Here is a 25,311-nt window from a genome sequence, read left to right on the forward strand (position 1 = left end):
ACGGGTGTGCACAGCGCCGGAAGAACGGCCGCGGAAGCGCCCGATGCGCGGAGGCGAAGCAGCATCGATTCAGGAAAGCGCAATGGCTTGAGCAGGCGGTCCTTTCTGCGCCGGCTGGGTTGCGCCGCCACTGGGCTTCTTCTCGGCGGGAGTGTCATCGACAGCCTGCGCGAGCCCGACCAGTTGCGGGTCACCCGGGTGAGCGTTCCCTTCCACAACCTGCCACCAGGGTTCGAGGGCCTGCGCATCGCCCAGCTTACCGATTTGCACCACGGGCCAACCGTGCCCCTTGACTTTGTGCAGCGCGCCGTCGATATGGCGAACGGGCTCGAGCCGGACCTTGTCGCGCTTACCGGCGACTACGTCTACCGCGGCACCGAGTACATTCCTCCTTGCATCCGGGTCCTTGGCGGACTGCGGGCGCCTCTGGGGGTATTCGCGGTCCTGGGCAACCACGACCACTGGCATGGCGCGTCCCTGACCCGGGAGTGGATGGCGCGGGTGGGGATCGCCGACCTGACCAATGCCGCAATGGCCATTCAGCGCGGAAACGACCGGCTGTGGGTGGCTGGCGTGGGCGATCTGTGGGAAGACACTCAGCGTCTGGACTACGCCCTCGCAGGCTCCCCCGCCAATGCCCCCGTGTTTCTCCTGTCCCACAATCCCGACTATGCGCACCTTCTCACTGACCGCCGGGTCGGCCTCATGCTGTCGGGGCATACCCACGGCGGGCAGGTGAATCTACCGCTGTTCGGGCCGCCGATCCTGCCCCTGAGATACGGGCGCAAGTACGCCGTCGGCCTGGTGCGGGATGATTGGAAGCAGGTGTTCGTGTCTCGCGGCGTCGGCACGATCATCCCCGCGATCCGCTTCCGCTGCAGGCCGGAAGTGGCGCTGATCAACCTGACGAGGGCTTTGTAAGGCGATCCAGTTCGGTGAACAGTGCCCGACGGGCGCGATGGTATGCGCCGGGCGATTTTTCGTACTCGGTACAGGTGCGCACGACGCGGCGCGCCTTGAGTGCGGGGGCTATCCAGTCGCGCATGGCTCCAAGGGTACCGCCTGCACTGCGACACCGTCAACACCGGCTACCAAGACGAAGCCGGCCCACTCCCGTCCCTATGGAGGCAGAATCCAGTGACCAGGTATGCACTCAGGTGTGGTCGGCGCACAATACCGATGATGCTTGCCGCTCTGATCACGATGCTCTGGGGGACAATCGCGATGGCACAGGAAGACTCAGCACCCAAGCGCGGTGACGTGGCGTTCCAGACGAGCTTCGACACCGCAGAGGACCGCCAGGGTTGGTCGACCGCGCCGTGGGCCGAGTGGGTGCCGGGCTACGAAGGGACGACTTCGCTCCGCGTGACGGTGCCGGCCGAAGACGCGGCGGAGAGCCGGATGATCGTCCTGCCCATCGACCTGACGCGGTACCGGGGCTGCAGGCTGGCAGTGGAGTGCATGGCCAAGGCCGAAGGGGTCAGCAAGCCGCCGCAGCCGTACCTGGGCGTGAAGTGCATGTTGCACTACAGGTCCGAGACTAGCGGACCATTCTGGAGCAACCAGAACAACGTCTTCGGCACCTTCGACTGGAAGAAGCTGCGGTTCGTGGCGCCGATTGCAGCTGATGCCACAGGTGGCCAGCTGGCGCTGGGATTGCAGGCGAGCAGCGGGGTAGCGTGGTTCGATGAGATCAAGGTGACGGTGGCCTGGCCGCCTCCACCGGCGCGTCCGGAGGCTGCCGCGAATGCAGGTCCTGTCTACAGGGGACATGATTTGCCGCGGCTGAGGGGAGTGATGTCCCCGAACGCTTTCGTGGACGAGGACATGCGGGTACTTGGGCAGGAGTGGAACGCGAACCTGATCCGCTGGCAGATGACGCGGCGGTGGGGCGTACCCAATACCGACCGGGACCTGGATGAGTATGACCAGTGGATTGCCTCGGAACTCGACGATCTGGAGAAGGCCCTGGAAGCCTGCAACCGATACGGGATCAAGGTGGTCGTCGACCTTCACTCGCCGCCGGGCGGGCGTTACGAGAACAGCGACGTGGCCATGTTCTACGAGCCTAAGTACCAAGATCATTTCGTGAAGGTCTGGGAGCGGATCGCCACGCGGTTCAAGGGCAACCCCGCCGTCTGGGGATACGACCTGGTGAACGAGCCGGTGCAGGCGGATGCGCCGGTGGAGGGCGTCCCGGACTACCTCGGGGCACAGGTGCGCGCGGCAAGGGCAATTCGTGCCATCGACCCGGATGTGCCGATCATTTTCGAGGTGGACCAGTGGGACTCAGCCCCTGGGTTCCGCTACCTGGAGCCGGTGGATGTGCCGAATGTCATCTACCAGGTCCACATGTACTGGCCGGGCGGGTTTACGCACCAGGGCGTGCACTCGAACCCGGTGGGGGTCAAGTACCCGGGAGTCATCGGTGGGATGATGGTTGACAAGGAAGCATTGCGCCGGCACCTGCAGCCAGTGCGCGATTTCCAGCTGGCCTTCAATGTGCATATCTACGTCGGCGAGTTCAGCGCGGCGCGATGGGCCCCGGGAGCCGCTCAGTATCTGTCGGATTGCATCGAGATTTTCGAGGAGTATGGCTGGGACTGGTCGTATCACGCGTACCGGGAGTGGGATGGCTGGAGCCTGGAGCACGGTCCCGACCCCAATGACCACTCGCGCACCGCGGAGCCGTCGGACCGGATGCAAGTGGTGCTTGGGTGGTTCGCGAAGAACGTGAAGCCGCCGGTTAGGTGACGGGAGCAAGACATTCAGTCGTGCCCCTTGGATGACGGTGTCGGTGGTTACGGCCTGCTGCGGTCGTGCCTCGCGTCCAGTGCAGGTGCGCCTGAGCCGCGCTTTCGATAGCGCCGAAGTGCCCGGTGTGGCTGCTCTCTCACGCGGTGTCGTTGAGTGCGGCCGCGTGCTTTCCGGCGGCTGGATCCCCCGCAGCATGCACGACTTGAGTCTCTGGATCAATGCACAGCATGACCGGATGGGCGATGGGCTCACTGGTCACCGTCACCCTGTGTCCGCGCGCAGCGAGCTCGGAACGGACCTGCTCCGCCACGCCCTCGTGAAGGTTGAGACTCCCTGGGGCCAGGAATGCCGCGTCCCGGTCCGGTCGGGAGCTGAATGAGTTTTCCATGTGGTTGGTGCTGAAACGCGGCGCAGTCACCGCTTGGCCCGGGGGCATGCCAAACTCGATGTGGTTGAGCAGTACATTCAGGGAAGTCTGATCCTGCAGGTCCCCGCCTGCGACGCTGATTGCCACGACCGGCCTGCCCTCCCGCAATACGAGGGTGGGGGTCAGGGTGACCCGTGGACGCTTGCCCGGCTGGATGCGGTTCGGGTGCCTCGGGTTCGTGTTCAGGCAGCGCAGGCGATTGCCCTGGGACACGCCCGTGACAGGGTCGGGTTCATTCCCGGCCAGATTGCAGCTGGGCGTGGCCGCCACCACATTCCCCCACCGGTCGGCGACCACGCAGGTGGTCGTGTCGGAAATCGGCGTGCGGACCGGGTTCTCCGGTGCGTCTCCTTCGCACAGAATCGCCCGCATCCGGACTGGATCACCCGGACGCCGCTCCATCGACGCAGCTCCGGTGATGAGGTCCGCCCGTAACGCGGTGTATTCGTCGGACAGCAACTGCTGCAAGGGCACGTCCGCGAAATCCGGGTCAGCATAGTAAGTGTCGCGGTCGGCGTATGCAAGCTTCATCGCTTCAGTGACCGTGTGGATGTAGTCGGCTGACAGATGGCCGAGGCCCCTCAACTCCCACCCTTCGAGGAGACGCAGCGTCTGGCACAGGACTGGTCCCTGGGTCCAGGTGTTGCACTTGCATACCTCGTAACCGCGGTAGCCGACCGACACCGGGTCTTCGACTGTCGTCTCGTGGGCGGCAAGATCCTCCCTGTCCAAGAATGAACCCTTGCTCCGGTACCATGCCACGAGGTCATCGGCGATGTCCCCGGTGTAGAAGCGGTCGCGGGCGGCGCGCAGTCTCTTCTCTCGGCTGCCGACGGCTTGCGTTTCCGCCTGCACCATCTTGCGCAGCGTCGCCGCCAGTTGTGGGTGCCACTCATCCCTGCCTGCGTCGAGAAGTTCCAGCGTCGGGGCGACGGCCTGCGCGAAGCTGCGCGTTCCGAACAGTTCCAGCGCCGTGATGCACAGGTGAAGCGCGCCGGGGACGGGCATGGCGAGGTAGCTGCCCTCGTCCGGAATCCCGTTGGCGTAGTACCACTCGATGGCCTCGGGGCTGAGCGGTGCCCGGCCGATGCCGGACAGCACCCGCACGCGTTCCTGCGCCGCGTCGTAGATCATGAACGGGACCTCGCCGCCGATGGCGAACAGCCCGTAGTCGGTGACCGCCAGGGCCAGGATCGTCGCGACAGCAGCGTCGGCGGCATTGCCTCCCTCCGAGAGCAACCGGACTCCCGCAGCCACCGATTCCGCCGCCCCGGCAGCGACCGCACCCCCGGTTCCGGATGCACACCAGCCGATCTGATCCATGCTTTGTCACACTCCGCGATTGTCTCTCTCAAAGGCCTCGCCCTGGGCGTTCCCCGCCCTGCCCATTCTCCCCTTCCGCGGCCGCCAGTCTCTGTAGCTGGAAAGCCTGCGGCTCTTCTTCGGCGCGGTGGACGAACAGGCGTGGGTCTACATCAATGGGCAGCCGGCTTTCGAACACACCGTTGCGACCACGGGGCTGCCGGTGGGGATTCTCTGGACCACCCCCTTCGGCTTCGCCCCCCGGTTCTTCCTGCAGGCCGAGTTCGGATTCTGATGAGTTGGCTGCTTGCGCGCGACCGGTTCGGTTCGATGGCGGCCCCGGAAGCCTCGCAGTTGTGGGTCGTCACGGATATGTGGGAGCACGCTGGGGTGTTCGAGTGGACCGATGAATCGGCGGGGAAATGTTGCTGCAAGCGGATCTCGGCCCCGACTGGCGAGATTCGGGCACTGAGTCCAGCGTCCGCGGGGATGCTCTGAAGCGCGAGTTGTGAGTGCCACTGGCAGGGCTACGAATCGAGATGGCGTTGGCGTGTGGTCTCGTCCAGACGCCGGTGTTGCAGAAGGCGTACGGCCCGGGCTCAAGGTACCCGCGTCAGATGAAGGAGGACTTGACAGCCGCAGTGCGAATCCGATTACTGGAAAGGCGGTTTGCTGAGGTAGTCTGCGCCGCCTCACCAGTTGTTGGAGGTATCGAAGAACACGCCAGTCCCAGGGCGTTGGTTCGAGACGGAGGTGCAATGATGACGAGCAACCGGTGGGTCTTCCCTGTCGTGATTGCTATCCTGGCGTACCTGGGGACACTTCCCGCCCCTGCCGAAGACATTCGGCTCAATGACTGCGAGATACGAGGAGCCGACTCCTTCGGTGATTTCCACAAGATGTTCCGATGGCCGGTCGGTTCTGGCGCGCCGATAGCCTTCGCCTGGGGGCAGTTCGAGCATGATGGCGATGAGTTCTGCCACGTCACCTCCAATACTTTCAGCGCCCAGATCGAGTATCGGGCCCTCACCCCAAAGGCCTATCTGGAGCTCAAGACCTACTTCGCCAACGACGACGAATCCAGCGTGATCTTCGAGCTCACTCCGAGCGAGTTCGAGGACGACTGGCGCACCCTCACCCGCGCCTTCGCAAGCATTGACGATGTTGAGGACGTCGCCCTGCCCTTCCCTGCCGCCGGTGTCCATTTCCGCCTGCGAGAGCACTGTGGCACGAAAGAAGTGATCCGCGAGGACGGGTCGGTCGCCAATGTGTCCATCGGCGACAGCAACGCACGCTTCAGGGTTGTATCGATAGGTTTCGCCTACGGGAACTGGGCGGCGAACTGGCAGGGCATGGACTTCCACCCCGGCGACGCCCAGGACAACTTTGACAATGTGACTCTTGAGCACGAGCGCGCCACCGACTACATCGAGTTCACCGCCGGGCAGTCGGGGCAGTGCACCCTCCAGGCTTACTGCCGCAGGAAGCAGGGCGAGGAGGGCAGACTGCAGGTGAAGGTCAACGGGAGCGTGAAAGCTGAGCCTTCGGTGCCCGGCACGGATTTCGCCTGGGTCGACCTGTGGACCGGCGAGCTGGCGGGTGGCGAGACGATCCGCGTTGCGAATAACGAGTGGGAGGAATCCACCTGGCTGGGGCTGTCCAGCACACTGCATAAGTCCTGCGTTGAGTTCGCCCATGAGTCCCGCAATGGTCCGGTCTTCCGCATCGTTCCGGTGGGGGGAGATGGCGGCGGGATCGTCGAGCCTCCACCACCTCCGCCTCCCGACACAACCCCGCCGATCCTGGAGAATGTGGCGGCCGGCCCTGTCTCCCACGAGGCGGCTATCGTCCATTTCGACGCCAGCGAGGACGTGCAATGGCGCGTGGAATATGGAACGACCAGCAACTACGGACAGACTTCGATCTCTCGGGGTTTCGATGACCCCAGGGCCGCCTCGCTGACGGGTCTCGCGCCCGACACTACCTACCACTTTCGCATCGTCGCCGCGGACGCCGCAGGGAATGCCGCCGCTTCACCCGACCATACCTTCACCACCAAAGCCGTGCCCGACCGGACTGCCCCGGTCATCACCAATGTGCAGGCGGCCGTCACCCACAACTCAGCAACCGTAACCTGGAATACCAGCGAGCCCGCCAACTCGAAGCTCTATTACGGTCGCGCGCCATCAACTGCGACCTGGACCGGTTTGGCGGACTTCGTGACAAACCACTCGGTCACTGTAGACGGCCTCCTGCCCAACACCACGTATGTATTCTGGGTGAAAGGCTCCGACGCGGCGGGCAACGAGGGCATCTCGCCTCAGTCGAGTTTCACCACCTCTCCGACTCCCGACACGCAGGCGCCGACGATTATCGCTCCAGCTGTGACCGCCATCACCCAGACCTCCGCGTCCGTCGTCTGGCGCACCGACGAGCCCACCGTTTCCTGCGTCGAATACGGGACCACACCGGCTTACGGTCTTGTTGCAACCCTCCAGGGCACGCGCACCGCTCATAGCATCGCCCTTTCGCAGCTGCAACCAGGTCGCCAGTACCACTATCTTGTGAAGGCGACCGACGCAGCCGGCAATACGGCCACGCACTCCGGTAGTTTCCAGACCGACCCGCCGGATGTGGGCACGGTTACGGGCACCGTGACCCGCCAGGATACCGGGGCGCCTCTGGCAGGGGCCACCGTGACCGTGCTGGGGAGCACCGGTCTGTCCGCCACCTGCGACGGCAATGGGGTGTACACCATCGCCGGCGTACCCACCGGAACCCGCAGCCTTCGTTTTGCCGCATCCGGGTGGCGTACCGCCACTGCCCAGGTAACGGTTCGCCGCACCCAGACCGTGACGCGCAACTTCGCTCTCGTCCCCGTGGGCACGGTCTACGGGTATGTGCAGACCCCGGTTACTGGGGATGCTGGCGGGCGGCCCAGGCCGCGCATGATCGGCCTCAATGGCGCAACCGTGCGCATCGCCGCCGGCAACCGGACCACCCAGACCGCCAACGGATACTTCGCTAAGCCTGACAGACCGGCGGATGGCTACTACGCCCTCGACGACGTGGCCGTGGGGACACATACCGTGACTGTTTCTCTGTCGGGGTTCGTGCCGCAGACGCTCAATGTCACCGTCCCCGGCCCGGGCGGGAAAGTTCGGCAGGATTTTAGCCTCGAGAAAGCCCGTCTCGACCTGTCGGTCACCCATGACTCTCTCAACATTTCGCCGGAATCACCCATCGCAGGCCAGCGCGCCACCGTCGCCTGCACCGTAGTCAACTCGGGCAACATCGAGGCCCGGACGGTCCGGGTACGCTTCCTTTGGAATGGCGCGCAGATCAGTCAGTCTGTCATCGCGACCCTCAACCCCGGGGCCTCCCGACGCCTCACGTACTCCTGGCTCGTCCCTGCCGATGGGCCGACCAAGGGCGATCTGTCCGCGGTGGTGGAACCGGATGCCGGCATCGTGGAGGCCGATGCGAGCAACAATGTGGCCACCCGATCGCTGACCATTGTCCCCCTGAAGCCAGACGTCTCCATCCTCGCCGCGGACATCACGCACACACCGGAGTCACCCGGGTGTGGTCAGACTGTCACCATCCGCGCCACCGTGAAGAACATGGGCGGCCTGGCGGCTGAGAACCTTGAGGTGGCCCTGAAGCGCGGCGATGAGACCGTGGCCACCCGCTCCCGATCGAGGCTCAATCCGGGAGAGCACTACCAAGCGTCCATGAGCTGGACCGTGCCCGCGGCCACCTACGACCCGGTTGCATTCCGAGTAGTCTTGGACCCCTCAAACAACATCGATGAGCTGGACAAGACCAACAACCAGGCCGAGCACACCGTCGTGCCCGCTCTGCCGGATCTCTCCGTGGACGCCGCCGAGATAACCAGCACCCCCGCAGCACCCATCGCAGGTGAGGACGTCCGCCTTAGCATCAAGGTCCGCAACCTCGGCGGCTCCAAGGCCTATAACATCCCCCTGCGAATCATGCGCGGCACCGACGTCTTGTCCGAGCAGACCATCAGCTCTCTGAGCGCCGGGAGCAGCACCACTCGGTATTTCACATGGGACATACCGGACACAGCCGGGGATTCGGAAAAACTCGGGGTCGTACTGGACCCGGCGAACTCTATCCCCGAGAGCAACGAGGCCAATAACGCCGCTCCGCACCTGGTGCTGGTCACGCCCCGGCAGATCGACCTGTACATCGCCGCCGCGGACATCACCCACACTCCGCCGGAACCCGAAGCGGGACATACGGCCACGATAAGCGTAATTGTGCACAACGGCGGGAACGTGAAGGCGAGCGGAGTGAAGGTGCGGTTCCTGCGAGGCGGCCAGCAGATAGGCGAGAAGACCATCTCCTCGATCACTGCGGGGGACGATTACACGACGAAACTCTACTGGAGCGTTCCGGACGGCACCGTGGGCCCGGTGACGATCAATGTCGTCCTGGACCCGGACGGCGAAATTGCGGAGACCGACGAGAGCAACAACACGGCGTCCCACAGCTTCGCTGTACTTGCCGGGGACTAACGCACCAGGGACCTGCAACGAGGTCAGCCGAGAGCGAACGGTGAACATCGTTTCGTCTTGTACATCCGTAGCGATGGGAGCGAGAGTGAAACGATGACCGCCAGTGAAGGTCGGTACACTCGCGAGTTGGCGGTCGCCATCCAAGCCGCACTCGATGCCGGGCGCATTCTGCGCGAGGACTTCCACCGTCCCGGCGGCCCGCGCGGATCGGGGCACCATGCCGTCGCAGACGGAGAAGCCGAAGCCCTGATCAGGGGCGCCCTGATCGAAGCCTTCCCCGAGTATGCCTACCTGGGCGAAGAGACCGGCTACAGGCCGGGGTCGGGATCTTCGCCCTGCCACGTCTGGGTGGTCGACCCGAATGACGGAACCAGCGCTTACCTGAAAGGATTCCGCGGCGCAGCAGTGTCTATCGCGCTGCTGCGGGACGGCAGACCGGTGCTTGGCGTAGTCTACGCTCACTGCGCTCCGGACGACGGGGGCGACCTCTTCTCGTGGGCCGAAGGTTCGGGCCCCGTCCAGCGCAATGGCCGCGCGGTCCCCCGCAAGTGGCCTGTCACTGCGGGTCCGGAGTGTACAGCGCTGGTGTCACAGAGCGCGGACAAGAGCCCCCGGGCCAATGCACTCGCAGCGCACCCGATGAGGTTTCGTGCGGTGACAGGCATTGCGTATCGGCTGGCGCTGGTTGCTGCGGGTGAGGGTGAACTGGCCGTCTCACTCAACGGACCATGCGCCTGGGACTACGCCGGGGGACATGCTCTGCTGCTGGGAGCCGGCGCGGACCTGTTTGACGCTGAGGGCCATCCTGTCACCTATGGTCCCGACGGCCGCAGCAGTTGCGGAGGGGCCTGCTTTGGGGGGCCATCGGCGCTGGTTGCCGAAATGGTGGGCCGCGACTGGAGCAGTGCGCTGCACCACGGTCATCCTGAAGAAGGCTACCTGCAGCTGTCCTGGCCGGTGCGCGGGCGGACTGTTCCCGTCGCGGGTGTCTTGTCCCGCGGTCAAGGGTGCCTGCTGGGCCAGTTTGCCGGTGACTCCCTGGGCGGCCTCGTGGAGTTCGAGGGAGCCGATTACATCGCCTCGCATTATCCGCAGGGCGTGAGGCTGCTGGCCGATGGCGGGGCATGGGGAACCATCGCGGGACAACCCACCGACGACTCAGAGCTGGCGCTGTGCCTGGCGCGGTCGATCGTGGCCGCGGGAGGCTATGATCCCGAGGCGGCGGCGCGAGCCTACGCTTGGTGGTATAATTCCGGCCCCTTCGACAAGGGCGACACCACGAGACAGGCTCTCATACCTGCCGCAAGATCGTTCGGGCACGGGCAATCGGCCGCCGACGCGGCCCGGGCGGCAGCGAGCACCACAAGCCAGGCAAACGGCGCCATGATGCGGGTGTGCCCCATCGGGGTCGCCGGTGCAAGCCGTTCGCCTGACACCGTGATCCAGTGGGCCAGAGCCGACGCGGAGTTGACTCACCCCCATCCCGTGTGCCAGAGCGCCAACGCGGTGTTCGCCGAGGCCATTGCCTTCGCAATCCGCGTTGGCGCGAGTCCCGCTGAGACCTACGAGCACGCCTGCGCGACCGCCGCCGAGATTGGTGCCGAGACGAGCGTCCGGGAGACCTTGGCTCTGGCTGCGAGCGCGGCCCCAGCGGACTACTCGAAGCAGCAGGGCTGGGTCCTGATCGCTCTGCAGAACGCGTTCTTCCAGCTATTGCACGCGCCGGATCTGGAGGCAGGCGTGGTGGACAGCATCATGCGTGGGGGCGACACGGACACGAACGCCGCCATCGCCGGTGCGCTTCTTGGTGCAGTTCACGGCAGGGACGCCATCCCATCGCAATGGGTCGACCGCATTCTGACCTGCCGGCCCCTGGAAGGTCTGTCCGGGGGCAACAAATCGCGTCCGCAGGCTTTCTGGCCGGTGGATGCTCTCTGGCTGGCCGAATTGCTTCTCACAGCCACCAAGGGTGACGCGCAGCCATGAAGCATGGGGGCAGATCGCACGGCCTGCCCCAACCTGTATTGCCGGCAGCCGCGGCGATCAGACTGCTTTGCGCCCGGCCCTATCCGCCGGTCAGGCAGCCTGAAGTGGAGTGAAGACAGCCGACAAGAAAGAGCCAGACTGCAAAGGGGCGGACGGCTAACCTGGAATGGGTGGCTGAGATGGGCAAGGCGCATAGAATGCCGGCCTTTCTCGTGGAGCTGCCGAGTGCGGCCCAATCCGGGGTGGTGGTGAAAGGTAGCGGTGACCGCGGTGCCGCCGCACGGCATCGGGAGCGACCAGGGAAAATGAGAAGCCCGCATCGCTGCGGGCTCAGAGGACAACTGGCGGAGGCGGAGGGATTCGAACCCCCGAGGCTTGCGCCCAACGGTTTTCAAGACCGCCGCCATCGACCACTCGGCCACGCCTCCATAACCAGTATAGCCACCGCCGCGCGGGGCCGTCAAGGAACGTCCGGAGGTCGCCTCACTCCACGCCTGCGCAGGGATTCGCGCCGGATCCGGCGAAAAGATTCGTGACGGGGCACGGGAAGGGGCATGGCAATGCTGCGTCTTTATCTGACCGCCCTGCTCACATTCACGTGGAGCATCGCGGGCGCTGGGGCCGTCGAGCGCGAGGTCAGCTTCCCCAGCAGGGGCGAGGACGGCGTCATTCTCTCCGGGCGTTTGCACGTGCCTGCTGGCGCGACAGGATGCCCGGGTGTGGTGCTTGTCCACCCTGACCCGCGTTTCGGCGGGAGCATGGATGTTGCCGTGACCGTAGGCCTGCAGGAGGCCTTCGAAGCATCGGGGTTTGCCACGCTGCGGTTCAACCTGCGAGGCGTGGGGGCATCAACCGGAAAGTTCGACAATGGTGAAGGGGAGATGCGCGACTGCCTGGGCGCCTTGGACTTCCTGCGCAAGGTGCAAGGCGTGGACCCAAGGTGCATCGCTCTGGCGGGGTACTCCTTCGGCTCGTGGGTAGGCCTGAGAGCCTGCGTGGTGGACAGGAAAGTGCGTGGCTGCGCATGCCTGGCCTTCCCCGTGCCCGAGGGCGAGGACCCCGAGCGGCACCCGTACTTCCGCGAGATCAAGTTCCCGGCGCTATTCGTGACCGGGACCGCCGACCCGATCAGCGACTTGGGGGCGATCCGCCGCATTATCGCCCGGCACGAGGCGGGTGAGCGATGCACCGTGACCGAACTTGCGGGCGCCGACCATTTCTTCTGGCAGCAGGAGCAGCTTGGCCAGGCTGTGAGAGCGATTCACGACTTCGTGAAGAGGGTCTGCTGCGCACCGCCGGAGCCGGTGGAAGGGGAAGGCGTCGAGTAGCGGTTGCAGGTGTGATTGCATCCCTGTATACTGAAATGTATACAGGAGGTTGAGGATGATGGCGAGTTCAATGGTGCGGGTGAATGACAGCGCGCGTATGGCGCTCAAGGCGCTTGCGGAGCAGAGCGGGGAGACGATGGGCGCGGTGCTTGAGAAGGCGATAGAGTGCTATCGCCGCCAGCGCATACTCGAGCAGGCCAACTGCGCCTATGCAGCGCTTCGCAAGGACCCACAGGCCTGGCGGGAAGAGACCGAGGAGCGGCAGGCTTGGGCGGGGACGCTGGCGGATGAACTCGATGGGGATGGGAACCCGCCGGAATGACGCACTCGAAGCCCTCTCGCGGCGACATCTGGCTGGTGGATCCCAACCCCGTGCGTGGACACGAGCAGGCCGGCAGGCGACCGGGGCTGGTGGTTTCGGTGGACGGGTTCAACCACGGTCCCGCGGGGCTGGTGATCCTGGTTCCGATTACCACGCGGGAACGCGGAATCCCGTTCCACGTGCGCCTGGACCCGGGCGACAGCGGCCTGCGTCAGGCAAGTTTCGCGAAGTGCGAAGACGTGCGGTCAGTCGCCGCAGAGCGGCTGGTCCGCAGGATGGGATCCGCACCCGAGAACGCCATGAGCGCAGTGGAGGACTCACTCAGGATCCTATTGGGCCTGTGACAGGCGCGGGTACCCGCCATTTCGCCCCCTCAGTATCTTCCGTAAGTCCTCGCAACCTCAACCATCGCGTGCAGATTCTCGAAGGGCGTGTCCCGGCCGCACTGGTCGCCTGTCGACAGGACAAAACGCCCGCCCTCGGCAGCATCGTCAATGGCCTGCTTCGCCGCCGCGACCACATCCTCTACCGTGCCCCGCAACATGGTATCCGTCGTGTGCAGGTTCCCCTTGAGGCAGATTTTGTCCCCGTAGAGGCGCTTGAGTTCCGCGAGATCGCAGTCTCCCATAGGCGGGCGTTCCAGCGGGTCAATGATGGTCAGCTCGGTCTCGAGAGCCATGATCTTCACCAGTTCCCGCTCTGGCCCGCAGGAGTGAATGTGGGTCGGGATTCCCGCTTCCGCCGCGAGGCTGATGACGCGCTTCAGCGCGGGCAGGGCGAGCTGCCGGAAGATCGCGGGGGTCTGCCAGATGAGTGTCCCCGAGCCGCCGACCGCCAGGAAGTCCGGGCGGTTCTCTTCATCGAGGGCCATGATCCGGTGGAAGCGCGCTTCACCGGCTTCGACGCGCTGCTGCGCCCACTCCTCGTGCTTGTCCGGGTTATCGTAGTAGTGGTAGAGGGCCTCTTCGCTGCCGATGGCGCAACTGCTGATGACGAATGCGCCTACCAGGCCGTTGTCGCCCATCATGCGCTTCAGGCGACCGATGTTCGCGGGGCCGTAGTCCACGGGCTTCACACCCTCCACCGGCTCCCAACGCTCCGGGATGGGCGGCAGGCCGACTTTCTCCGGCGCGATCCCCCAGACCGGCGGGTCGGCGATGCGGTACACGTTGACGTGTCCGGCCCAGATCCGCTCACCCTTCTCCACCCGGGAGTTCTGAGTGACGATGCGGTCTTCGGTGCGATGGACGATGAACTGCTCCCATTGCGGGGCATCCGGATTGACTTCCTCGGGGAAAACCAGCGGCGCGTAGCCGTCCATGAGGGAGTCCAGGTCGAAGTACCGGGCGGCTGCGATGTACGCTTCCCAGATGGGCGGGTCGTTGTACAGGTAAAGGTCCCAGAATGGCTTGCCGGTAAGTTTCGCGGGAACCATGTTGGAAATGTCGGGCATCACTGGGACACAGTCGGGAATGCGGCCGGCGAGTGTCGCGAGGAGGCGTTCGCGTTTGGTCATTGGTGAGGGCTCCCTTGAGGATTGCGACGATAGCGGACCGCCGGCGGGCGCGACGCCCGCCCCACGCGGAAGAACGCTCAGCCATGCTGCCGGCAGGCTCGCACCCGGAGGCCTGCCCCTCCGGCGTGCACCGCACGGTCAGGATAGTGCAAGTACTTTGCGGGCGACCTTCACAGTTCGCGCGGTGAGGTCGCTGATCTTGCTCACGTTCATGCCCTCCAGGGAACTATGCAGCGTGTTCCGCAGAGGGGCGGTCCACTTGGACGGGACCGCGGAAGCACCCAGAAGCGCGCCCATGACCGACCCCGCGGTGGCGCCATTGCAGTCGGTGTCCAGCCCGCCCATGACGCTGATGCAGATCGCCTTCTCCAGGTCGCCTTTCGCATGCAGGCAGCCGATGAGCACGATGACCGCATTGTTGATGGTATGCACCGGGTGGTAATGCCCGTACTTTGCATTCATGCGGTCCCAGGTGGTCTCCCAGTCAGCATCCCTGGCGCACCAGCGCACGGTGTCATCAATGGCCTGCGCCAGGCGGGACCTGTTGGGTATCTCGGCCCGGGCGACCTTGATGGCCTGCAGAAGGTCATCCGTCGCCATGCATGCGGCGATGAGGGCGGCGAAGAACATCTCCCCGTAGATACCGTTCTTCACGTGGGATACCACGGCGTCACGGAAGGCGAACTCCGCGGCTTTTTCCGGCCAACCTGGGGCGCAATAGGCGAAGCCGTCGCAACGGATCTGGGCGCCGATCCATTCGCGATAAGGGTTGAGCACCAGCGCGGAGTCCGGCGGCATGATATCATCCACCAGGTTGCGGTAGGCGGCGCGCTCGGCGGTGTAGACCCGGTGGAAAGGCAGGCGGCCCAACCATTCGGCAGCCACGTTCGCGGGGGTGAAGTCCGGGCCGTACATTTCCATGATGTGCAGGCCGAGAAGAGTGTAGTCGGTGTCGTCGTCGCGGACGCTGTAGCGGATGTTTCCGCGCAGGCACGGGTTGCCTTTGGAGTGATACGCCCGCATGCCCTCGGGCGGGTTCTTGAGCTGGGGGAAGTAGTCGGCGAGGGGGTAGTCGCCGGCGAACTCCAGGAGCGCCCGAATATCCTGCTTCGTCCAGCCTTCGACGGGCTTGCCCAGCATGCACCCCGCGCAGCGTCCCAGCCATGCGCCCTCGATGCGGTCGGCGATGGCGTCGTCGTCGATGGCCATCCGGCGCGGTCCCTTTCGGCGAGCAGCCCGGATTCCGTCGAGGTCTGACGGCTCGACATACGGGAAGTCGGGCGCGGGCTCGCATTTCGCCGCAAGGGCGAAGAAGCGCTCCAGTTGGGCCCTGCTCTTTGCTGCGGGAAGGTTGATTGACTGTTCGTAGATGGCTTTGAGCGCGTCTACGTCACAGCCTTCCTCCTTGAGCTGAACTAGTTCCTCGGCGGCGAGACGCTTCAGGGAATCCAGGCTTGGCATGGCTTTGGCCTCCGCTGGTGTCGAGTCGTGGCCGCGTATTCGCCTGTCGTGGGCGATGGACCTGCACGTCCAGCCGGTGGTTGCCGCCCTTGCTGGTTCGGGAGGAGTCCAGTCACGAACAGGGGAACTGACGCCTGCGGCACGAACCAATGGACCGGGTGATGAACCATGCTTGCGGTTGACTGGCTGATCGTTGCGTGTCTTGGCTGCATTCTCGCTCTTAGCTTGGCGCAGGGCCAGGAGGACGGCCCACGAGAGATCGGTTCCCGGCTTGAGTTGATGGTGGACGACTGGCTGATCGAGCGCATGGATGGGGTAAGGTTGGAGCTGAACCACCCTGTGCCGCAGGAAATCGCGCTGGTGTTCGACAAGCCGTGGGAAGGCAGCACCTGCTGCTATGTGACGGTCTTCAAGGACGACGACCTGTTCCGCATGTACTACCGAGGTTCAGACTACGACATCCCGACGCAAAAAGCCACCCATCCGGAGGTGGCCTGCTATGCCGAGAGCCGGGACGGGATCACGTGGACCCGGCCCAATCTCGGGCTGTTCGAGTTCGGCGGGTCGAAAGACAACAATATCGTGTGGACCGGCGTGGGCTCGCACAACTTCACGCCTTTCAAGGACGCGAACCCGGACTGTGCACCGGACGCAAAGTACAAGGGGTTCGTGGGCGGCGAAGGTGGCCTGCTGCCCATCAAGTCTCCAGACGGTATCCACTGGGAGCTGATGCAGGAGACGCCGGTGATCACACTGGGGGACTTTGATTCCCAGAACCTGGCTTTCTGGGACACGGAGCGCAAGTGCTACGTGGACTACCACCGCAGGGGACGAAACGGCGTGCGGGACATCATGACCTGCACCTCGCAGGACTTCATCCACTGGACCGAGCCCGTGTACCTGGACTACGGCGACGCGCCGCCGGAACACCTGTACACCAATGCCATTACCCAGTATCACCGCGCGCCCCATCTCCTCGTGGGGTTCCCGAAACGGTTCGTGCCCGAGCGGGTTGCGGTGGAGCACCCGTATCCGGGTGTATCCGACGGGGTCTTCATGTCCAGCCGCGACGGGGTCAACTTCAAGCGCTGGACGGGAGCGTTCATCCGTCCGGGCCTTCAGAGAGAGCGCTGGGTGAACCGCAACAACATGACCGCCTGGGGCATCCTCGAGACCCCTCCGGCTGAAGAGGGCCTGCCGCCGGAACTGTCGCTATACTCCAGCGAGTCGTACTACATGCCTGGGAACCGCATCCGCAGGTTCACGCTGCGCCTGGATGGGTTCGTGTCCGCGACAGCAGGCTACCCGGCAGGCGAGATACTGACGAAGCCACTGGTGTTCGCCGGGAACAGGCTCGTGCTGAACTACGCCACTTCGGCGGCGGGCAGCGTGAAGGTGGAAGTGCAGGACGCCGCGGGGAATGTGATCCCCGGATTTGCACTGGCGGATTGCGAGCCGTTGTTCGGGGACGAGACCGCGGGTGTCGTGAAGTGGACTGGCAAGCCGGATCTGGGGGCGCTTGCGGGGCAGCCCGTGCGCCTGCGGTTCGTGATGATGGATGCGGACGTGTACTCGCTGCAGTTCCAGGAGTGACGCAGATGGTTCGCCTTACGGCTTTCGCGCTGATGCTCCTTGCTCTCGCAGCCTGGACGCAGGATGACGAGCTGCTCTTGTACGCGCCCTTCGATGATTCAGGGGACGCGGCGATTGCCGTGGGAGACCCGCGCAATCTGCATACGGAGCAGTCCCTGGCGAAAGGCGCGCTGATCCTTGACCGTGACTGCGAGTTCCGAGTTCCGGGGAACTTCCGGCGCGAAGAGGGCACGGCGGCGCTCTGGATCCGCCCACACTGGGACGGAAACGCTGCGGGTCCGCACCAACTCTTCTGCCTGTACGGACGGCGCGATCTGGAGGAATCCTGGGCGCGGAACCGCTGGAACCTGGTGTGCGCCGGGGGCAACTGCACCTTCAGCATCTACCCCGAAAAGCCCGGCGCGGCGCTGCACATTTCGGCGCCGATTCGCGACTGGATTGAAGGCATGTGGCACCAGGTGGCCATCACGTGGAGCAATGTGAACAGCGGGCAGGCCGATGCGGAGATGCGGCTGTACATTGACGGAAACCTCGCCGCGCAGCTTTCGGGGAAGCGCATTGATGTGGGCCCGACTCACGACGCGATGGCCATCGGGCGCGATCAGGATGCTTCTCCCGACTACGCGCAGGCGGATGTGGATGAGCTGTTCGTGTACGGCCGGGCGCTGACTGGGGAGGAGATTGCTGCGGGGTATACCTGGCGGACCACAGGGGGCGTTTCGCCACTGAGCCCGGCCGAGCGACGCCGGCGGGTGGGTCCCGCGCGGGTGCTCGAGGGCTGGTGGAACACCAACTGGCCATACCGGGCGAAGGTGACGGTTGGCCCGGCGAACGTTGACCGCGAGGGCCTGTTCGTGCAATGCCCGCTGCACATCGGCGCGGATATCGCGGCCATGGGACTGCCGGCATCGGTGGCGCCGGGTTCGATCCGGGTTGTGGACGAAGCCGGCACTGTCCTGCCCTCACGCATCGACGGCGGGCTGCTGGAATGGCAGGCTCCCGGGGTCACCCCTGCAGGCGCAGCGCGGGAGTTTGAAGTCTACGCCCAGGTTCTGCGCTACATGGTGTTCGCGCCACTTCAGGCAAAGCGCGAAGAGGGACCCACGGAACCCAGTCCCGAACTCCCGCCTGTGCCGGATTACGCCACGCTGGCCTACGGCAAGCCCTGGGATTTCGAGGACGGGAGCTTCTCGGGCATCGACCAGTGGGGCAACAAGCCGGAGTTCATCCGAAATCGCAAGGTGGAAGACGGCATCCTGAGCATGGATGTGGAGCAGGACCCATGGTTCATCTGGGGCGACATGTGGGGACAGGTGCCGGAGACGAACCGCAAGGTGAACATCGACCTGGACCGCTTCCCGATCCTGGAAATGCGCGTCCGCCAGAGCGTGAATGAGGCCACCTGGGAGCTTTACGGGCGCCCGGGAACCAGCGAGCGGCTGCTCACCTACAAGTTCCCGGTGCGAGGCACCGGCTGGCAGCGGATACGGATCAATCTGCAGAAAGACGCCGGCTGGCACGCGGTGCTGTCGGCGCTGCGGATCGACCCAACCACGGAGACGAAGGCTCACGTGGAGATAGACTGGGTGCGCCTGAGTGCGGTGACCGTGGCGAACCATGACCCCGCGGAAGCACTCGGGGAGCCGTCGTCCGAGCCGGCGCGGATCGCCCTGAGCGTGCCGCAGGCGCGGGTGCGAGCGGGAGCGAGGCAGGAGATCGCGGCGCTGGTTGAAGATGCCGAGGGCAAACCGGTGTCCGGGCAGCCGCTGATCGTGGAACTGGCGGCTGGATCCGGTGGCGAACTGCAGTCGGCGCAGGGGCAGAGCTCACTGGGTCTGTCGACCACAGCGCGACGGGGGATCACCGATGGCAAAGGCAGGCTGCGCGTGGCATACGTAGCGAGCCGGGAGGCGAAGGAACATGCGGACACGGTGGTTGCGCGCCTGGAGTTCGCAGCACCGGCCGTGGACCGTAAGACCGTGGACACCATACCCGGACCCGCCCACCATTACCGGGTGTCGCCAGTGAAAGTGGCGGCTTTGCGCGAGGCGGACCTGCCGCTGAAATTGACCGCGCAACTGGTGGATCAATTCGACAACCCGGTGGCCGAGAGACGAACCATCGCGTGGGAGACCGATGCGCCGGGCAGTCTGGCCCAGGCCGAAGAGGAGCTCAGTGCGGAGGGAGTCGCCTCGGCGCAGTGGACAGGGGATGAGGCGCAGCGCTGGGTGTACACCGTGCGGGTGAAGGATGACAGTGGATTGGCAGGAGAATCCGCGGCGATCTGCCTGCTGCCTTCGGAGCCGCGCAAAGACCCCGTGGTGCTGGGTGAGGACGGGCGCTTCCACAAGGGCGTTGGCGGGCCGACGTGGTTTCCGCTGGGCGGGTTCTACGCCAACTGGGTGGGCCTGGAGCAGGATGGGGAAGAGGGCCGGCGACTCCTGTCTTTCGTGGACGCCACCGAGGAACAGATCCAGCATTGGCTGGAGTTCCTGGCGAACCAGGGCGTGACCTCGCTGCGCTTCATGCTCCGGGCCCACACGTCGCGAGGCATGGAGCCGATGGACGTGATCGGCCGGGTGAACATGCCGCTGTTTGCGAAAGTGCTGCGGTACATGGACCTGGCGCGGAAGCATGACATCCGGTTCATGCTCACGATCCACGAGGATTACACGAAGCCCGCGTACTACAACCGGCAGGCGCTGGAGACCTTCTGCATCCCGGCCTTCGCGGGGGAGGATCTGGACGCGCTGCCGCCACACCAGCGGCGGTTCATCCGTGACCGGAACACCATTTCCAGTATCGACCTGAAGTACACAGACCCGGATGTGATGGCCTGCCAGGACCAGTACGCGCGGGACTTGATCGGGCTGCTCAAGGACAATCCACAGCTCTTTGCGTGGGAGTTCGAGAACGAGATGGTGGACTGCCCGCAGAGCTGGGCGAACCATGCGGCGGCGGTGATTCGCAGTGTGGACCCGGTGACGCCGATCTGCGCAAGTCACGGCGGAGGAGGCATCGCCACGGCGGACCCGCTGTGGTGGACGAAGAAGACGGATATCGACTTCTACACCTACCACATCTACCCGAACACGTCCACCACGCTGCCGGAACTGGATTACGGCGCGGCGGTGGACCTGCTGACCTGCTACGGGCGCATGGCCGGCGTCTGCATGCTGGGCGAATCTGCGGGAGACGAATGGAGCCGCTACCCGCGCGAGGGTGATGATGACCGGCGATATGTCATGCGGGACATCATCTGGTTCAGCCTGGTGAACGGGAACCCGGGGTGCTACTTCTGGAATGCCCGGGGCTTCGAGGTGGAGCAGTTCCGGCTGGCAAAGGAAATCGCGGAGGGCATCGACTGGGAAGGTTGGGTGCGGCGCAAACCCGCAGTTGGGGTCGACGTCTCACATCCGTGGGACGATGACAAGTACTACCGCACTCGTCAGGGCAACCGCGACTATGCGATGATGGGGCGATATGTGCAGCATTACCTGAGCGCGGGAGTGGACTTCGACTTCACCTTCGACCCCGAAGCGTACAGCAGGAGCGCGGGGCTCGCGGAATTCACACCACCGGTTGGGGAGAGTCTGCTGACCCCTGGCGCCGGATGGCAGACACGGGTCAATGCGCGTGATGACCTGCAGCAGGGGCTCGCATACGTGCGGAACTTCGGCGGCGTAAAGCATTGGGATATGAGCAGCGTGGCGCGGGGCCCGAATCTGTACATGCGGCAGCGCAAAGCGGCGCCGCTGCGGATACGGCTCGGGTTGGGAGCGGGGACCGTCCGGGTGACCGCAACGGACCTGGACACGGGGCTGCGCCGGGAGTTTACCGTTCCAGGCGACGGTGAGTTGGACCTGGGCACCAACGATCACGACTGGGCGGTGGTGTGGCAAGTGCAGTAAGGCACATGTGAGGGCACTGGCGAAGCGAGAAGGCCGCCGGGCAATTGCCTGGCGGCCTTTGGTTCACATGGTGGACGGGATGAGATTCGAACTCACGGCCTCTTCCGTGCGAGGGAAGCGCTCTCCCAGCTGAGCTACCCGCCCATTTGGTTGAAGGAACGCAATCTTAGACCCTCCGCGGCGAAGTGTCAAGCTCATTCGCGACCCCAATCAGACTACTCCTTACCCCCGATGGCGTCGGTGCGCTTGCCGTCCACGTAGACCGGCATTTCCCCGTCACCGTCGGCCAGGACCCGGGCCCAGGCGCGTTCGGCGACTTCGGGAGCCGACTCCGCAATGTTGTTCATACAGCCCGGATCAGTGCGCAGGTCGAAGATCGCCCGGGGAGTACCATGGACATCGATGATGGCCCAGTGTGTCTCGTCGCGGTACCAGCAGGTGTCGCCGTAACGAGATGTCAGGTAGTGGCGCGGGCGCCAATCCCGACCCGAAACGAGAGTGCGCAGATCCTGCCCGTCAATGGGCTGGCTGGGCTCGACACCCGCCATGCCGTAGAGCGTGCCCACGAGGTCCAGGTTGTAGACGAGTTGATCGAACCTGCGGCCGCGCCCTGCTCCGTCGGGAAAGCGGACCATGAAAGGCAGGTGCATGACCCCCGGGTACAGGGCATACGAGGGCTTGCCGATGATGCCCTCGGGGTTGTCCGAGACGAAGTTCGTGCCGTGGTCGCTGATGAACGCTACGCAGGTGTTCTCGCGCAGCCCGGCTTCGTCCAGGGCCGTCATGAGCCGGCCGAAGCAGGTGTCCACCAGGGTGACGAGACCGCAGTAGTGGGCCACGATATCGCGTACCTGGGCATCTGAGTAGCGGCCTTTGGCAGGGCCGTAGTGGGTATGGATGATGGTCTTGTCGCTGAAGTCCAGATCGGCATAGATCCCATAGTACGCAGCCGGGGCCTCCCAGGGCTCGTGTGGATCGAAACAGTCCAGCATCAGGTAGAAGGGCTGCAGGGAGACGTTCTCCTGAATGAACTGAATGCCCCAGTCGAAAGTGCGCCAGGTGCTGGTGTCCTTCGCGTCGCGCACGTGTGCGGTGTTGGCGGCGTGGCGGGTGACGGTGTTGTAAGGCCCCTGCTTGCGGAGCGCCGCCGGGTCACCGAACCGGGAGAGACGCTGATCCGAGACGATAGCAGGAGACTTCCAGCGGTCCTGCTGCTGCCCGCGCAGGTACTCCCACTGCCAGAATCCACGGGTGAAATTGAGCCCCGGCTGAAAATAGGGAAGAGTGTCGGTGGCGAAGCCCGTGTGGTATCCCGCACGGGCGAGGTCTTCGGCGAGAGTGCTCTCGTCATCCGCCATCGGCTGCCAGCCCGGCAGATAGACGATGTCCCACGGGATAGGGCGATAGTCGCGGAACGGATACGCACGCCGGCCCGTATGCAATGCGCGGCGGACCGGGATGGTGGGCAGCGACTCGGGGTAGGCGGAATCGAAAACCGCGCTCTCGGCGGCGAAGGCGTCGAGGTTTGGTGTGCGAATATTGGGGTTCCCGTAACAGCCCAGGTACGCAGTGCGCAGGGTGTCGGACACTACCACGATCAGGTTCGGGCGTTCGTCGGACATTGCTCCCCTCCCGTGCAGTTCAGAACTGGAGTGGCAGGCGCCAGCCACGTATCTCATTGGTCGCGTTGGGCCGGGCCACCTCCGCGTAGACGAAGAGCGCGCCATCGGCCCACATCCAGTGGGAGTAGCGCCAGGTCATGTATGCGCCGGGAGTGGTGCTGGTGAGGAGCGGCTCGTGGGGCGTGAGGTCGGTGAAGCAAGCGAAGTCGGCGGTCCAGGCCAGCCCGGTGGCGATGTTGTAGACCGGGTCATACCAGCTGGAGTTCGCACCCTCGTAGATCATCAGGTAGCCGACGCCCATGGGAAGCACGGCTGCCGGGCGCGTGCAGAATGAATGCCACCCGCCGAGATCGAAGACCGGATCGGGCCTTGTCATGGCCCAGTTCCAGCCGTCAGGCGAGGTCAGGTGATATGTGCGTTCCGCGCGGAAGACGCCGATGGTCAGGCAGTGCCAGACCCCGGCGGACACGAAAATGAAGGGGTCTTTGAACCCGGTCACGTGGTTGGCGCGAGGGTCTTCGGGCGGCGGAGTGGGCTGGATCACCGGCCTGCAGCTGCCCGGGACAAAGCGCGTGGGGTCCGGAGCGTCGTCGAACCGCAAGATCGACCAGGGGCCGCCGTCCCACGGGCCGCAGCCGAAGAGACTGAAGCTGCCGGCGTTGCGGTTGTGGACCATCGCGGGACGCTCGAAGCCCGGGATCGGCACCTGTTCGCGGGGGATGCTGTGAACGTGCTCGAAATCGAGACCGTCCTCGCTGCGCAGGATGCGGATCTCGTAACCGCGAAGGCCGCGGGGCGAATCACCTTCGCGCATGCGGCAGGCCATCCAGAAGACGCCTTCGGAATCGCGACAGACCGATGGCGCGCCGGCCCACCACTCCGGGACATCGCGATCGGGCTCGAGAACCACGTGGTAGTCGTCGAAAAGAGCCCGCAGAGCGTTCAGGTTCATTGCCTGTTCCCTTACCCGAGATCCAGCACCGCGTACTTGCCCATGCGAATATGCTTGCCCTGCCCAATTGTGACAGGCGCGCGGAAGATGGGCCCATCGATAACCAGGGTGTGGAACTCACCGGCCTCGCCACAGACGTCGATGTCCTGGTCCGCGAATTCGGCCAGCAGCGCAGCATCGAGTTCTCGCCCGAGGCAGTCCTCGGGCACGCGCTCGGTGTCCAGCGTCACGATGATGGCGCGGAATCCGGCATCCAGGAACTCGCGCACGAGCGCGCCATGGTCCTCTTCCCAGATCGGCAGCAGGGCGCGCAGGCCGGCGCTTGCGCACACACGCTCCTCCCACTCGCGGTGGGCGTCGAGGTTGATATCGCCGAAGGCGCAAGCCTTGGCTCCCCGGCTCGCGGACGATCTCAGCAGGTCGACGAAAGCGGTCTCGTAGTCTTCCCAGGTGGCGCTTCCGAAAAGAATGGGTACTCCGATGGCGTCGGCCTGGGCCTGGAGTATCGCGCGGGTGAGCCCGTGGGACCGGGAATGTTCTCCATCTTCGGAGAGCATATTGAGGAGTGCGGTCGCCGGGCCATGTTCGACCATCGCGCGGTGCAGAGCCAGGCAGGAGTCTTTGCCGCCACTCCAGGAGCAGACATAGGGCAGTTGGTTGCTGGTTGCCATCGGGGAAAGCCAAGGGAGCGCGGCCGCCCGGCAGTGGGCCTGCGCTCCCGGTCCCTTCATCGAGTATGAGCGGCTACATCGTGAGGCCTTTGCTCTTGCTTGGATCATGGTCGCCGAGGCTCGCGACCGCCTTGAGAACCTCGATCGGGATCGCGAAGACCACGGTATTGCTCTGGTCGGAACTCAGGTCATTGAGCGAGTGCAGGGTGCGCAGGTGCAGGGCGCCATCGGCTCCAGAGAGAAGCTTCGCCGCGGCGACGAGATTGTCCGCCGCGATGCGCTCACCCTCCGCCTTGATGATGACCGCGCGGCGCTCGCGCTCGGCCTCAGCCTGCTTTGCGATGGTGCGCTTCATGTCCTCAGGGATGATGACATCCTTGAGTTCCACGGTCTCAACTTTGACCCCCCAGGGGTCAGTCTGCTTGTCCACGATCTCCCGGATGCGTTCGGAGATGTGCTCGCGGTTGGCCAGAAGCTCGTCGAGCTCCACTTCGCCGACGATGTTCCGCATGGTGGTCTGGGCAAGCTGGCTGGTGGCGTAAGCGTAGCTTTCCACGTCAAGAACCGCTTTTTCCGCGGCAGCGATGCGGTAGAAAAGAACGGCATTGACATGGACCGAGATGTTGTCCCGGGTGACGCACTCCTGGCCGGGGACATCCACGGTCTTCACGCGCAGATCAACCTTCTGGTATCCCTGCACAATGGGGAGAACCACACGCAGGCCCGGGTTCATCACGCCCACGTACTTGCCGAAGGTGAACTTGATGCCGCGTTCGTATTCCTGGATGACCTTGAGGCTGGACAGAATGTAGAGGCCCACGATGATAATGAGAAAGACAAAACCACCCATCAGTGATCATCCCTCCAGGGGTTTCATAAGACCAAGGTTAGCACCAGCGACTTGTTCGCCACAGGATGC

The 25,311-nt window shown here is 64.7% G+C and carries 15 protein-coding genes, 2 tRNA genes and 1 pseudogene; 9 read left to right on the top strand and 9 right to left on the bottom strand.

Annotated elements, in window-relative coordinates:
- Positions 1 to 6 precede the first annotated feature (6 nt).
- A pseudogene (locus HPY44_02140) lies at positions 7 to 150 on the top strand (twin-arginine translocation signal domain-containing protein).
- 987 nt (positions 151 to 1,137) lie between these two features.
- On the top strand, positions 1,138 to 2,754 hold the full coding sequence (locus HPY44_02145) for a cellulase family glycosylhydrolase (GenBank protein ID NSW54790.1): 1,617 nt from the start codon (positions 1,138 to 1,140) through the stop codon (positions 2,752 to 2,754).
- A 139-nt stretch (positions 2,755 to 2,893) separates the two neighbouring features.
- Here HPY44_02145 and HPY44_02150 read toward each other — a convergent pair whose 3' ends face one another.
- Entirely contained in the window at positions 2,894 to 4,507 is a 1,614-nt protein-coding gene (locus HPY44_02150; protein ID NSW54791.1) for a gamma-glutamyltransferase, read from the bottom strand.
- Between the two features lie 737 nt (positions 4,508 to 5,244).
- On the opposite strand from HPY44_02150, the gene HPY44_02155 reads away from it, so the two are divergent.
- Positions 5,245 to 9,030: a fibronectin type III domain-containing protein gene (locus tag HPY44_02155; protein ID NSW54792.1), complete on the top strand. Its 3,786-nt coding sequence runs from the start codon at positions 5,245 to 5,247 to the stop codon at positions 9,028 to 9,030.
- Between the two features lie 93 nt (positions 9,031 to 9,123).
- The gene (locus HPY44_02160; GenBank protein ID NSW54793.1) at positions 9,124 to 11,016 is read left to right on the top strand and encodes an ADP-ribosylglycohydrolase family protein; all 1,893 of its coding nucleotides are present in this window, start codon (positions 9,124 to 9,126) and stop codon (positions 11,014 to 11,016) included.
- A gap of 342 nt (positions 11,017 to 11,358) precedes the next feature.
- Here the strand turns inward: HPY44_02160 and HPY44_02165 are convergent.
- A tRNA-Ser gene (locus HPY44_02165) sits at positions 11,359 to 11,444 on the bottom strand.
- Between the two features lie 126 nt (positions 11,445 to 11,570).
- On the opposite strand from HPY44_02165, the gene HPY44_02170 reads away from it, so the two are divergent.
- The 3 genes from HPY44_02170 to HPY44_02180 are packed head-to-tail and all read left to right on the top strand — an operon-like array spanning position 11,571 to position 13,010.
- The gene (locus HPY44_02170; GenBank protein ID NSW54794.1) at positions 11,571 to 12,344 is read left to right on the top strand and encodes an alpha/beta fold hydrolase; all 774 of its coding nucleotides are present in this window, start codon (positions 11,571 to 11,573) and stop codon (positions 12,342 to 12,344) included.
- Positions 12,345 to 12,399: 55 nt separating this feature from the next.
- On the top strand, positions 12,400 to 12,666 hold the full coding sequence (locus tag HPY44_02175) for a toxin-antitoxin system protein (protein ID NSW54795.1): 267 nt from the start codon (positions 12,400 to 12,402) through the stop codon (positions 12,664 to 12,666).
- Positions 12,663 to 13,010 (top strand): type II toxin-antitoxin system PemK/MazF family toxin, encoded by a 348-nt coding sequence (locus HPY44_02180; protein NSW54796.1) that lies wholly within the window; start codon positions 12,663 to 12,665, stop codon positions 13,008 to 13,010. Before HPY44_02175 ends, HPY44_02180 begins: the two co-directional genes overlap by 4 nt.
- Before the next feature lie 29 nt (positions 13,011 to 13,039).
- Here HPY44_02180 and HPY44_02185 read toward each other — a convergent pair whose 3' ends face one another.
- Positions 13,040 to 13,537, bottom strand: coding sequence for a hypothetical protein (locus HPY44_02185; GenBank protein NSW54797.1), 498 nt, complete (start codon positions 13,535 to 13,537; stop codon positions 13,040 to 13,042).
- Positions 13,538 to 14,320: 783 nt separating this feature from the next.
- On the bottom strand, positions 14,321 to 15,643 hold the full coding sequence (locus HPY44_02190) for an ADP-ribosylglycohydrolase family protein (GenBank protein NSW54798.1): 1,323 nt from the start codon (positions 15,641 to 15,643) through the stop codon (positions 14,321 to 14,323).
- Between the two features lie 279 nt (positions 15,644 to 15,922).
- Between HPY44_02190 and HPY44_02195 the strand changes: the two genes are divergently transcribed.
- Both HPY44_02195 and HPY44_02200 read left to right on the top strand, forming a co-directional pair.
- Positions 15,923 to 17,236, top strand: coding sequence for a hypothetical protein (locus HPY44_02195; protein NSW54799.1), 1,314 nt, complete (start codon positions 15,923 to 15,925; stop codon positions 17,234 to 17,236).
- A 5-nt stretch (positions 17,237 to 17,241) separates the two neighbouring features.
- Positions 17,242 to 21,147 carry a hypothetical protein gene (locus tag HPY44_02200; GenBank protein NSW54800.1) on the top strand — a complete coding sequence of 1,302 codons (3,906 nt, stop codon included), beginning with the start codon at positions 17,242 to 17,244 and terminating at the stop codon, positions 21,145 to 21,147.
- Positions 21,148 to 21,215: 68 nt separating this feature from the next.
- Here the strand turns inward: HPY44_02200 and HPY44_02205 are convergent.
- The 5 genes from HPY44_02205 to HPY44_02225 form a co-directional block, all read right to left on the bottom strand.
- A tRNA-Ala gene (locus HPY44_02205) sits at positions 21,216 to 21,291 on the bottom strand.
- Between the two features lie 71 nt (positions 21,292 to 21,362).
- Complete coding sequence (locus HPY44_02210; protein NSW54801.1) at positions 21,363 to 22,769, bottom strand: sulfatase; 1,407 nt, start codon at positions 22,767 to 22,769, stop codon at positions 21,363 to 21,365.
- Between the two features lie 19 nt (positions 22,770 to 22,788).
- Positions 22,789 to 23,721, bottom strand: coding sequence for a hypothetical protein (locus tag HPY44_02215; GenBank protein ID NSW54802.1), 933 nt, complete (start codon positions 23,719 to 23,721; stop codon positions 22,789 to 22,791).
- Between the two features lie 11 nt (positions 23,722 to 23,732).
- On the bottom strand, positions 23,733 to 24,392 hold the full coding sequence (locus HPY44_02220; GenBank protein NSW54803.1) for a diphthine--ammonia ligase: 660 nt from the start codon (positions 24,390 to 24,392) through the stop codon (positions 23,733 to 23,735).
- Positions 24,393 to 24,465: 73 nt separating this feature from the next.
- Positions 24,466 to 25,245, bottom strand: coding sequence for a slipin family protein (locus HPY44_02225; GenBank protein ID NSW54804.1), 780 nt, complete (start codon positions 25,243 to 25,245; stop codon positions 24,466 to 24,468).
- Positions 25,246 to 25,311 lie beyond the last annotated feature (66 nt).

It is taken from the genome of Armatimonadota bacterium (assembly GCA_013314775.1).
Classification (GTDB): Bacteria; Armatimonadota; Zipacnadia; order Zipacnadales; family JABUFB01; genus JABUFB01.